This window comes from Bartonella sp. A1379B, assembly GCF_002022485.1.
Lineage (GTDB): Bacteria > Pseudomonadota > Alphaproteobacteria > Rhizobiales > Rhizobiaceae > Bartonella > Bartonella rochalimae.
In genome coordinates, this window is sequence record NZ_CP019780.1 from 457,398 (window position 1) to 469,812 (window position 12,415).

11 protein-coding genes and 1 pseudogene are annotated in these 12,415 nt (G+C 35.3%); 9 read left to right on the forward strand and 3 right to left on the reverse strand.

From position 1 onward, the window contains the following. From frr to lpxB, 9 genes and pseudogenes are all read left to right on the forward strand, one after another. A complete protein-coding gene (frr, locus tag BA1379B_RS01915) occupies nt 1-561 on the forward strand; it encodes a ribosome recycling factor (protein ID WP_035005993.1) in 561 nt (186 codons plus the stop codon). Nucleotides 562-1,024: 463 nt separating this feature from the next. After that, nucleotides 1,025-1,834 (forward strand): phosphatidate cytidylyltransferase, encoded by an 810-nt coding sequence (locus BA1379B_RS01920; protein ID WP_035005991.1) that lies wholly within the window; start codon nt 1,025-1,027, stop codon nt 1,832-1,834. Nucleotides 1,835-1,854: 20 nt separating this feature from the next. Continuing rightward, a pseudogene (locus BA1379B_RS01925) lies at nt 1,855-3,023 on the forward strand (M50 family metallopeptidase). Nucleotides 3,024-3,192: 169 nt separating this feature from the next. Beyond that, nucleotides 3,193-5,589, forward strand: coding sequence for an outer membrane protein assembly factor BamA (bamA, locus tag BA1379B_RS01930; protein ID WP_035005990.1), 2,397 nt, complete (start codon nt 3,193-3,195; stop codon nt 5,587-5,589). 67 nt (nt 5,590-5,656) lie between these two features. Beyond that, the gene (gene lpxD / locus BA1379B_RS01935) at nt 5,657-6,703 is read left to right on the forward strand and encodes a UDP-3-O-(3-hydroxymyristoyl)glucosamine N-acyltransferase (RefSeq protein ID WP_078692328.1); all 1,047 of its coding nucleotides are present in this window, start codon (nt 5,657-5,659) and stop codon (nt 6,701-6,703) included. Between the two features lies 1 nt (nt 6,704). Then, complete coding sequence (gene fabZ, locus BA1379B_RS01940) at nt 6,705-7,172, forward strand: 3-hydroxyacyl-ACP dehydratase FabZ (RefSeq protein WP_035005988.1); 468 nt, start codon at nt 6,705-6,707, stop codon at nt 7,170-7,172. 22 nt (nt 7,173-7,194) lie between these two features. Continuing rightward, on the forward strand, nt 7,195-8,010 hold the full coding sequence (lpxA, locus tag BA1379B_RS01945) for an acyl-ACP--UDP-N-acetylglucosamine O-acyltransferase (protein WP_035005987.1): 816 nt from the start codon (nt 7,195-7,197) through the stop codon (nt 8,008-8,010). Nucleotides 8,011-8,019: 9 nt separating this feature from the next. After that, on the forward strand, nt 8,020-8,892 hold the full coding sequence (locus BA1379B_RS01950; RefSeq protein ID WP_078673690.1) for an LpxI family protein: 873 nt from the start codon (nt 8,020-8,022) through the stop codon (nt 8,890-8,892). Further along, nucleotides 8,885-10,078 (forward strand): lipid-A-disaccharide synthase, encoded by a 1,194-nt coding sequence (gene lpxB / locus BA1379B_RS01955; RefSeq protein WP_035005985.1) that lies wholly within the window; start codon nt 8,885-8,887, stop codon nt 10,076-10,078. Before BA1379B_RS01950 ends, lpxB begins: the two co-directional genes overlap by 8 nt. A gap of 9 nt (nt 10,079-10,087) precedes the next feature. Here lpxB and BA1379B_RS01960 read toward each other — a convergent pair whose 3' ends face one another. From BA1379B_RS01960 to BA1379B_RS01970, 3 genes are all read right to left on the reverse strand, one after another. Then, complete coding sequence (locus BA1379B_RS01960) at nt 10,088-10,867, reverse strand: amino acid ABC transporter ATP-binding protein (RefSeq protein WP_078673691.1); 780 nt, start codon at nt 10,865-10,867, stop codon at nt 10,088-10,090. An 80-nt stretch (nt 10,868-10,947) separates the two neighbouring features. Next, complete coding sequence (locus tag BA1379B_RS01965; RefSeq protein ID WP_035005982.1) at nt 10,948-11,655, reverse strand: ABC transporter permease; 708 nt, start codon at nt 11,653-11,655, stop codon at nt 10,948-10,950. A 4-nt stretch (nt 11,656-11,659) separates the two neighbouring features. Continuing rightward, nucleotides 11,660-12,373 (reverse strand): ABC transporter permease, encoded by a 714-nt coding sequence (locus BA1379B_RS01970; RefSeq protein WP_035005981.1) that lies wholly within the window; start codon nt 12,371-12,373, stop codon nt 11,660-11,662. Nucleotides 12,374-12,415 lie beyond the last annotated feature (42 nt).

The window sequence follows — 12,415 nt, forward strand, 5'->3', positions numbered from 1 at the left end:
ATGGATATAACACTAATTATGGATGATCTGAAACGTCGCATGGAAGGTGCTATTTCATCTTTTAAACATGAATTAGGTAGTTTGCGGACTGGGCGAGCATCGGCTAGTTTATTAGAACATTTGACAGTTGAGGCTTATGGCTCTATTGTTCCAATAAATCAAGTTGCCAATATTTCTGTTCCGGAATCACGAATGCTGTCAGTCTCTGTATGGGATAAAACGATGGTTGGGGCTGTTGAGCGTGCTATTCGTGATTCTGGTCTTGGTTTAAATCCTATTACTGATGGTGTGAATTTGCGTATTCCTTTACCTGAATTAAATGAAGAGCGTCGAAAGGAATTAGTAAAAATTGCATATCAATATACAGAGCAAGCTCGTATTGCTGCTCGCCATGTTCGTCGTGATGGCATGGATAATTTAAAGAAGTTAGAAAAGGAAGGAAAAATTGGACAAGATGAAGCACGTAGTTTGTCTGAGAAAGTTCAAAAGCTTACGGATGAAACTATAGCTGAGATTGATAAAATTTTGGTTTTGAAAGAAACTGAAATTATGCAGGTTTAGATTTTTATCATTGGACAAGGATATCATATTCTTGTTATCTGCCATTTACTATAGATTAAGAGAATGGTAAAAATATATTATTTCGCAATTTTTTTGATAATCTTTTAATTCTTCAGTAAATGACTTACGATTGTAATAATAAAATATCTTATGTGAACAGAATATAGATATCAAATTTAATTATTTGCGTAAATTTTTCATGAGTAATGAGCAGAAGTTTTCTGATTTTTAAAATTGGGTAACATATTTTAACTCTCTTTTCTTTTTGTTTTTATTTTTATTTTAATCGATAAAATTTTGAAGTAATTATAGATGATGTTAGTTTTATAAGTGTCATTTTTTATCGAATTTTACTATCATTATTAGTAAATCTTAGAAAAGTACGGGTATAAAATATTGCATAGAAAATTTTGGATATTATCTCTTCACTTGATTCTTCTTTTTTTATCGTTTGGAGATTGTTTTGTCTAATCTTATGTCTCGCATTCTGACAGCCATTATTTTGGGTACTATTACTTTGTATCTAACGTGGTGTGGCGGAACTTTGTTTTTTTTGTTTACGTGGGGAATTGGTGGTTTTATTCTTTATGAGTGGATTGATATCACTGAAGAGAAATGGGGCCTCTTACAAAAAATATTAGCTAGTGTTTTTTATTGTGTTTGTGGTTTCTTGTTGATTTTTAGTACATCTGCTTCATTAGTGTTCAGTGTTTTAATGATTCTAGCAGTATTGTTAGCTCTCCTGTCTATTGGGAATGCTGGTTGGATTTTTGGAGGATTTATATACGCATCTTTTCCAGTAGTGGCTTTGTCTTGTTTACGAGGCTACGATTTATTGGGTTTTTGGAGAGTGATTTTTTTATTTGCAGTAGTGTGGAGTACAGATATCGCTGCGTATTTCGGTGGTCGTGTTTTTGGTGGCCCGAAGTTAGCACCACGATTTTCTCCTAACAAAACATGGTCAGGGGCAATCGTTGGAACACTTGCTGGGCTTTCTAGTGGCATAGTGGTTGTGATTTATGTTTTTGGTATCAGTGCAGTGAATTATTTTGTATTCTTCCTTGCTTTAATATTATCCATTATTTCACAAATAGGTGATTTATGGCAATCATGGCTAAAAAGGCGATTCTCTGTTAAAGATTCTGGTTTTTTATTACCTGGACATGGAGGATTTATGGATCGTATGGACGGGTTGGTGGGTGCTACTTCTCTTTTTTATATAATTGGCTCGTTTATGTTTGATATGAATACTCCTTTAATCTTTTTTATGTGATTTTATTGGAAAATGATACTTTGGAATTTTTAGGTCATATACTTAATGTGGGTGGTCTCTTTTTAAGAGGCTTAAATGTTATTTTTACCATTTTAATTATCGTTTTTGTACATGGGATGGGACATTATCTTATTGGAAGATGGTGTGGTATTCGGGCGTCTGTTTTTTGATTGGATTTGGATCAGAATTTCTGAGTTATACAGATAAGAGAGGTACAAGGTGGTGTTTAAAGCTTTTTTTATTAGGAGGATATGTAAAATTCATTGAAGATAATAATGGACTAACATCATCGTCCAAATTATCTTCATTTACACCTGGTTCATTTATGGGCGCTCATGCTTGGAAAAGAGCAATGACTGTTTTTGCTGGTCCCTTATTCAAGGTTTTTTTTTACTGTTGTTATTTTAACATTTTTTTCTTTTTTATGGACGTGTAGTTGTTGAACCGGTTTTTGGTTATCTAGAAAAAGATTCTTCAGTTATTCAAGCTGTTTTAATACGGGGGAATCATTTTGGTTGAAATGGATGGTAAACAGATTGAAAGTTTTGGAGATTTAGTAGCTTATGTAATTTTACATGGTAGAGATTCTATAGAATTAAAATAGAGTATGTGGATCAAATTTTAACGGTATTAATTAAACCTATAGTAATCAAGCGAGATGATGGATTTGGCAATCAGGTTTAGGTCGATATGATTGGTGTGAGAGTTTCTATTGTTTTCTATAATTCTGAGCGTTTAGATCCAATTTATAAGAAACATATTTGCTATAATTGGATAGAATCAATAGCAGAGTCATTAAAGAGTACAACATTGATTATTATCCAAAAAAATCTTTTTTAGTTGTTTAATCGGTGTGCAAGGAAGACCATTGCCAATTAAGCGGTCCCTCTAAAACTGTTTAGATTGCTTGGAAAATTAGTGAAACAGGTTTGTCCTCTATGTTGCATTTTACAACTTTTTTTCAATTCGCATTGGGCTTATTAATCTTTTTCCTATTCCACCGCTTGATGGTGGACATTTATTGTTTTATATTGCTGAAGCTATGACTGGTAAGTCAGTTCCAGCTAAAATTCAGGAAATTGTTTTTCGTATAGGATTTTTTATTGTCATTGTATTTATGATTTTTGCGCTATTTAATGATTATTTTGTTGGTTTTGCTATTATTTATGGAGAATATTGTATAAATTGAGGAATAATTAAAGATTAGCAGGTTGTTTACTATATTCGCAAGATATTGTGGCGTAGTAAGCTAGGGATGGTAATTAAGTGCATAAATAGTTCCTAATAAGGAGTTGCTGTAACTTAACTTATAGGGATATGTGCCTAAAAACAAAGAGAGTATTAAGGTGAAGAGGCTAATGACTGCGAATTCGAGATTTTTAAACGCAACATCTGCATTGGTGCTAGCTATAGTTGCAGTTGTTCCAGCAGCAGCTGTTATGTCAATTGCAATGGTTGAGGAAACACAAGCATCAATTGTTCATTCTATTGAAGTTCGTGGTAACAAGTATGTAGCTGCTCAGACTATTAGAGATAATATGAGAATTAAAGCTGGAAGAAATTTTTCTGAAGGCGATATTGATGCTGAAGTGAAACGTCTTTTTGAGCTAGGATTATTTTATGATATTAAAATAAATCAGGTAGGCAATAAGCTTGTTGTAGCCGTTAAAGAATATGAGGTTGTTAATCGGATACTCTTTCAAGGGAATAAAACATTTAAAGATCCTGATCTTAAACGTTTCATTACTCTAAAACAAAATGAAACTTTCAGTTCTGATAAGCTTTCAGCCGATATAAAAGTGATTCGTGAAGCATATAAGACTGTTGGTCGCAACAATGTTTCTGTTACAGTTCAAACTATTAATTTGGGTAAAGGACGTGTAAATGTGGTTTTCAATATCGTTGAAGGCCAGAGGACAAAGATTGCCGATATTACGTTTCAAGGGAATAATACATTTGGAGTGCGTCGTTTGCGTGATGTGATTTTAACGAAGCCTTCAGGAATATTTTCGTTATTGTTGAAGGGTGACGTTTATACAGAGGATCGTCTAGCTGCAGATGAAGAGGCCCTTCGCCGTTTTTATTATAGTCGTGGTTATGCTGATTTTCGCGTTATTTCATCTAAGGCAGTTTATGATGAAAAAAATAATGCCTATAAAATTCATTTTATTCTTGATGAAGGGGCATGCTATAAAATTGGTGATATTCAGATTGAAAGTGATATTGCTGGAGTTGATACTCAGTCTCTGAAAAAGATTATTAAAACTCGTACAGGCGATGTTTATAATGCGGAACATGTTGAGCAGTCTGTAGCAATTATTAATAATAAAGTTGCTGACTCTGGATATGCCTTTGCTAAAGTTGATCCAAGAGGAAACCGTAATTTTAAGAATAATACAATTTCAATTGTTTATAACATTGAGCAAGGTCCTCGAGCGTATGTCCAGCGAATTGAGATACGTGGTAATGAAAAGACTCGTGATTATGTTATTCGGCGTGAACTTGATTTAAATGAAGGCGATGCTTACAATCAAACAATGGTGCAACGTGCAAAACGTCGACTAGAATCTCTAGGATTTTTTAAATCAGTTAATATTTCAATGGTTACGACCGATCAACCTGATCAGGTTACATTGGTTATAGATGTAGTAGAAGTTCCAACAGGAGATCTTTCTTTCTCTGGAGGGTATACGACAGGTGGTACGAGTCCAGGTATGTCACTTGAAGTATCTGTCACTGAGCGTAACCTTGGAGGGCGTGGTCAATATGTACGTTTGGGGTTAGGGGCTGGTCAAGAAAAATCTCGTAATTATAATTTATCGTTTGTTGATCCTCATTTCTTAGGTTATCGTTCATCTGCGGGTCTTGATATTTTTCGCAGTACTTATCGCGCTGATAAAGCATATGATGTACGGCAAACAGGTGGCTCGCTTCGATTTGGGTTGCCAATTAATGATAAATTATCTGCTAATTTAGCTTATTCTTATGTACAAGAAGAATATGATTTTGGTGCACAATATGATTTAACTGATGACCAAGTCGTAAAAGAATTGTACGGAAAATATTCTGGTGCAATCGTTCAAGCTGCTAAGCATAGCCCTTGGCATCGCTCGTCTATTAGTTATGGTTTAACTTATAATTCCATCGATGATATGAAAAATCCCCATGATGGTATATATGCTCGTCTTCTTCAGGAATATGCAGGGCTTGGTGGAGATGCGCAGTTCTTGAAGACAACTGGTAAGGCAATGATGTACAAGACACTCTCTGATCGAATGGATATGGTCAGTTTATTTTCTGTTGGAGCGGGTTATATATATGGAATAGGAGATGATGGTCTTCGTATTTTTGATATGTTTAAAAGCAACAATGATATGATTCGAGGCTTTAAATATAATGGAATAGGGCCGCGTCAGGTTTCTCAGTTGGGTGAAGTGTATTTCTTAGGTGGTACAACATATATGAATGGAACTGCTGAAGTGCAATTTCCTATACCTATTGTTCCTGATAGTTTAGGATTCCGTGGTGCTGTATTTTTAGATGCTGCGACACTTTATGGTAATAATTATAAGCCTGTTTTGAAAGATGAAACGCCAGTTACAAATTCTCATAGTTCATGGCGAACATCTGCGGGTATTAGTTTAATGTGGGAATCTCCATTTGGTCCGTTGCGTTTTGATTATGCTTGGCCATTAACTAAGCAAGAAGGCGATAATGTACAAAATCTGAACTTTGGTATTTCTACTAAGTTTTAATTTGGATTTTCTCTAGGAGAGTAAACTTTAAGGGAAATTACATTAGACCGGGAGAGAGAGTATTTTGATGGCGGATACATTTTTTTTTACGCCGTCTCGGCGGTTGACAGTTGCTGACGTAGTAAAGTTGACAGGTGCGAAGCTTCTTAATCCAGAGTTTTCTAATACAGTTATAAATACTCTTTCTTCTGTAGAGAGTGCTGGGGAGGGCTCTCTTGTTTTTATAGAGAATCGAAAGTTTTCTGATGCTTTATTAGGGAGCTCTGCGGTTGCTGTCTTTTGTACGAGTGATATTGTTTTTAAAGTGCCTGAAACTATTGCAGTTTTGGTGACATCTACACCGCAACGTGATTTTGCTCAAGTAGGACGTATTTTATTTCCTGCTTCTGTTAGGCCAACACCTTGGTTCGGTCAAAAAGAAATTTCACCGCATGCTCATATTCATCCAAGTGCTAAACTTGAAAATGATGTGTGTGTTGAGGCAGGAGCTGTTATTGGTAGAAACGTTGAAATTGGTTCGGGTACTCTTATTTCATCAACAGCTGTTATTGGAGAAAATTGTCGTATTGGACGTGATTGCTATATTGCTCCTAAGGTAACAGTTCAATATTCTTTAATCGGTGATAGAGTTTATATTTATCCTGGTGTTTGTATTGGGCAGGATGGTTTTGGTTACGTTCGAAGTGCTATTGGTGTTGAAAAAATTCCTCATCTTGGCCGTGTGATCATTCAAGATGGTGTAGAAATTGGTGCAAACACAACGATTGATCGCGGTACATTTGATGATACAATTATTGGCGAGGGGAGCAAAATTGATAATTTGGTGCAGATTGCTCATAATGTGAAAATTGGTCGTTATTGCCTTATTGCTGCTCAATGTGGAATCGCTGGAAGCACATCTATAGGAGATATGTCTCAGCTGGGGGGAAGTGTTGGCATTGCGGATCATATTACAATAGGTGAATGTGTTCAAATTGCTGCTGGCAGTGGTGTTATGAATGATATTCCAGATGGAGAGAAATGGGGAGGCAGTCCAGCACGGCCATTTAAACAATGGTTTCGCGAAGTGGCAGCATTGCGTAGTATCGGAAAAGTAAAAAGGGAGAAACGGTGATATGACCGATACTGAAGAAACTAAAAGTCTAGAATCTATGGATATTGATAAATTATTGTCAATATTACCACATCGTTATCCATTTTTATTGATCGATCGTATAATCGAAATTGATGGTGATCAAGAAGCTATCGGCATTAAAAATGTAACAATTAATGAACCCCATTTTACGGGACACTTTCCTGAAAAGCCAGTTATGCCTGGTGTTTTGATTTTAGAAGCTATGGCACAAACAGCGGGAGCGATTTCACTTTTAAGTTTAAATAGTAAGGAATTAGGCTTAGTTTATCTTATGACTGTTGATAATGCGAAATTTCGTAAACCGGTTACACCCGGTGATCAACTGAAAATTCATGTCCGATTATTAAAAAAACGGTCAAATATTAGACGTTTTTTATGTATTGCAAAAGTAGAAGATGTTCGCGTTGCTGAAGCAGAAGTTTCTGCAATGATTGTTGAATCAAAGTAAATAATGTAATAGGAATGTGGGAATGTCTGATACAAAAATCCATCCAACTGCTTTTGTAGAAAAAGGAGCGCAACTTGGTAAAAATGTATCAATAGGGCCGTTTTGTCATATTGGTCCAAAAGCTGTAATTGATGATGGATGTCATTTAATGAGTCATGTTGTCATAATGGGCGAGACAGTGATAGGTGCGAATAGTAAGATATTTCCTCATGCAGTTTTAGGTGCAGAGCCACAGAATAATAAACATAAAGGGGGGCATACAACTCTTTTTATTGGTAAAAACTGTATGATTCGTGAGGGTGTTACGATGCATAGAGGCTCGGATTCAAGCTCAGGAACAACAGTTGTTGGTGATAATTGTCAATTCTTTTCTTATTCTCACGTTGCACATGATTGTTGTGTAGGAAATCATGTGACATTCGCAAATAATGCAATGATTGGCGGTCATGTTATAGTTGGTGATTATGTTATTATTGGTGGTGGTGCAGCTGTTCATCAGTTTGTTCGTATCGGACATCATGCATTTATTGGTGGTGTATCTGCATTGGTTGGAGATTTGATTCCTTATGGAACGGCTGTTGGTGTACAAGCGAGACTTGCTGGACTCAATATTATTGGTATGAAGCGTGCTGGTCTTGCACGTAAAGAGATTCACGCTTTACGTCACGCAGTTTCTATGCTTTTTGATCGCAATAAACCGTTTAAAGAACGTGTTAATGACGTTTTTTCTTCTTATTCTACTTCGCAATCTGTAATTGATGTAATTAATTTTATTCAAGAAAAGGGAAAACGTTTTTATTGTACGCCTAAATTTGAAGATAACGTGATAGATTCATAAGGACTAAAAGTGCCTTCTTCTAATGCCAGAAGTTTTCTTTCCGGTAGAACTGCCATAATCGCTGGAAACGGTGTTTTACCTACTGTAGTTGCTCAAGAACTTGAAAAACGTGGACAAAATCCTTTTCTTGTTCTTTTGCGTGGTGAAGCTGATATGGCACTTTATGATTATGAGCATTGTGAACTATCAATTGTAGAATTAGCACGATTATTTAAAATTTTAAAAGCGGCTGAAATTCACAATATTATTTTAGCAGGTGGTGTGAAAAAGCGTCCATCTCTTTTGCAATTACGGCCCGATTGGACAACTTTGTCGGCTTTATCAAAGTTATTTAAGGCATTGAGAAGTGGAGATGATACATTATTAAGAGCTTTTATCCGTATTTTGGAAGACTATGGTTTTTGTGTTATTGGTGCTCATGAAGTTGTACCAGATTTACTCGCTCCAATAGAATTTAATTTAACAGTGCAACGTGCTAATTCCAAGCAGAATGCTGATATTCTTTTGGCGGCTGAAGCAGCAAGAAGCTTAGGTCGATTAGATATTGGACAAGCAGCTGTAGCTATTGATGGCCGAGTGGTAGCAGTAGAAGATTCAAAGGGAACTGATAATATGTTAAAGCGAGTTCAGGAAATGCGGGAAAGGCAGAAAATTGTCCCGCAAGGTGGTGTTCTTGTGAAATGTGTAAAACCACAACAAGATCATCGGGTGGATTTGCCATCAATTGGACCTACAACAGTAATTAATGCTGCTAAAAGTGGATTGTCTGGTATTGCAGTGGAAGCAAAGAAAAGTTTGATATTATCTTTAGAAAAAACGATAGAGGAAGCAAATAAACGTTCTTTGTTTATAGAAACATTTAGGACAACGGATAATGAATAATAGTTCTTTAAAAATTGCTGTTATTGCAGGTGAAGAATCTGGTGATTTACTTGGAGCAGACTTGATTTCTTCTTTATCTAAACAGACAGAATGCAATATTTATTTGATTGGTGTTGGAGGCAGACATTTAGAAGCATTAGGCTTGAAAAGTTTTTTTGACTTTAATGATATTGCTTTAATAGGTTTAGGAGCAGTATTAAAGAAATTGCCATTACTATTGATGCATATTCGTAATTTGTCTAAGTTCATTGTACAGGAACAACCTGATTGTTTAATTATTATTGACAGTCCTGATTTTACTCATCGTGTTGCAAAAAGAGTACGCACTTTAGCACCTTCTATTCCTATTATTCAATATGTTGCGCCAACTGTTTGGGCATGGCGGCCAGAACGTGCTAAAATTATGCGTAAATTTGTTGATCATATATTGGCTATTTTTCCGTTTGAAGAAAAGATTATAAAAGATTTGAATGGACCAGATACAACTTATGTTGGGCATCGTCTTTTAACCTATCCCCCGCTTTTAGCTGTTCAATCGAAAAAAAAGCGTTTACGTAATGAACCAATATTGCAACCTACAATTGTCGTTTTGCCAGGATCACGGAGGTCAGAGATACGCAGTTTGATGCCTATTTTTGGACAAGCAATAGAAATTGTTAAACAACGTATTCCTCATTTACGTATTATTTTACCAACTTTACCGTATTTAATAAATGAGATTCATCTTTTAACGCAAGATTGGAAAAATGAGGTTGAGATTGTTGTTGGTGAAGATGAGAAATGGTCTGCTTTTGCAGAAGCTGATGTTGCACTTGCAGCGTTAGGAACAGTTTCACTTGAATTAGCGCTGGCAAGAATTCCGATGATTCTTTGCTATAAGCTTGATTATTTTTTTAAATTATTTTTTTTTTCAAAAGTATTACTATGGAGTTCTGCTCTTCCGAATATTATTGCTGATAAGCCTGTTGTGTCCGAATATTTTAATGAATTTTTGCGACCTGGCATGTTAGCAAGGCAGATAGAACAACTTTTACATAACCATTTATTACGGCATGTACAATTTGATTCCTTTGATATAATAGAGACGAAAATGAAAACAGAAGTGCCATCAGAAGATATTGCTGCTCAAACGATTATACGGTTTCTTAAGGAAAAAACAGAGCATAAAAAATTGCTGATACCATAATGTTTATGGCTAATGTTTGATTTTAGCTAGAAAATCACGAGCACGTTGGCTTTTAGGATTAGTAAAAAATGTGCTCGATGTTGTGTCTTCAATAATTTTTCCGTTTTCTAAAAAGAGTATCCTCTCTGAAACTTTGCGAGCGAACCCCATTTCATGGGTAACGCAAAGCATTGTTATTCCGGTATTTGCTAGTTGAGCCATAACCTCTAAGACTTCTCCAACGCTTTCTGGATCAAGTGCTGACGTTGGTTCATCAAAAAGCATTATTTGAGGTTCCATACAAAGAGCACGTGCTATAGCTACACGCTGTTTTTGTCCACCAGATAGTTGTAAAGGATACTTATTACAGTGTTTTTCAACACCAACTTGTGTAAGGTAATGGATTGCTTTTTCTGTTGCTTGTTGTTTAGAAAGTTTGTGAACGGTTATAGGTGCTAAGATACAATTTTGTATAACGGTCATGTGAGGAAATAAATTAAAGTTTTGAAAAAGCATTCCTATTGTACGTAAAATATTTTTTTGTTGTTGTATGGGAGCTGTATTAATATCAACATTGTTGACTAAAATTGAACCTTCTTGTGCTTGCTCCAATTGATTAATACAACGAATTAGAGTTGATTTTCCTGATCCTGATGGACCGCAAATAACAATACGTTCGCCAGTTTTTATATCTAAGTTGATATCACACAGTACCTGAAAATCCCCATACCATTTATTTAAGTGGCGGATAGAGATAATCAAACTTTTTGTATTATCAATAGGATGATTATTTTTATTTTCTAGATTCATTTTTCATTTTCTCAATTGATAAATAAATAGATTAATTTAGCATTTTGATTGGGCGAAAAGCTTTTATAATGATTTTTTATCTATCGTAAATATCGGGTTAGATAGTGTTCAATCAAAATAATAACTCGATGAATAAGCTCGACGATAATAAGATAAATAATAGCAGCCCAAACATAAACTTGGAAATCAAAAGTACGTGAGTAAATTAGTTTAGTTGTACCCATTAAATCATAGACAGTTACGAGTGAAGCAATAGCACTAGATTTAGTCATTAAAATAAATTCATTTCCTAAGGGGCGTAATGCTACTACCATCGCTTGTGGAAAAATAATTTTGAAAAATGTTGTAGAGCGATTCAGTCCTAAAGCTTTTGATGCTTCTCGTTGTTCTGCTGCTACTGCTAATAAGCTGCCTCTAAAGATTTCAGCTTGATAGGCAGCAGAATTAAGCGAAAAAATAAAAAGACAACAATACCAAGCATTTTGAAAAAACCACCATAAGCCAATTTGTTGCCAGAAGCTACTCAACGATCCAAGTCCATAGTAGAAGAGAAAGAGCTGTGCCAATAAAGGAGAACTGCGAAAAAAGTAGATATAAGCACGCGCCAAATATTGTAAGGGTTTATTATTAGATAAACGTATGAATGTGATCAATATGCCAAGAAGAAGTCCTATTGAACAAGAAATAGAAACAAGTTTTAAAGTAACAATAAAGCCATCAAATAATTTTAGGCTATAACGGTTTAAAAGTGCAGGATTAAAAAGAAAATAGGGCGCATCAGAAATCATTAGATTAGTACCTTTTATTCCTACTTGAGTGCATTTTATCTAGATAACGTAAAATTGCTGAAGAAACTGCTGAAAATAATAGATAGAGTAAGCATGCTACAAGATAAAACAAAATAGGTTCATTGGTTGCTGTAGCAGCTAAATTAGTTTGTCGCATGAGATCAAGCAGTGAGATAGTTGAAACGAGGGATGTATCTTTAAGCAGAGTAAGCCAATTGTTAGACAGGCCTGGTAAAGCATTGTGGAGAAGTTGAGGAAAAACAATCCGGAAAAATGTTGTTGAGCGTGAGAGACCTAGAACTTGCGCTGCTTCATATTGGCTTTTATCAAACATCTTAAATGCCGCAAGCCAAACTTCACAAGAAAAAGCTGCAAAAACCATACTGAATGCAAGAACACCAGCAATAAAAGCATTAATACTAAATATTATGTCAATATTTAAGAAATCAAATATAGCTTGAATACAGTTTTGTAAGCCATAATAAACGAAAAACAATGTTAAAATTTCTGGTAGTCCGCGAAATACGGATGAAAATAAAGTTGCTATAGCTTTAAGTATCCTGATATTGGATTGAATCATTGTTGCGTTCATAAGCCCTAAAGGAAGACCTAAAATTATGGAGCATAGAGCTAATGATAATGTCATTCCTGCACTTGTCAGGATTACCATACCCCACCCACCATTGCTAAATGATAGCAATGATAAACTGTCAATCATCTCCATTCTCCTAATAAAGGTTTGAAGTAATTATTTGCTGAA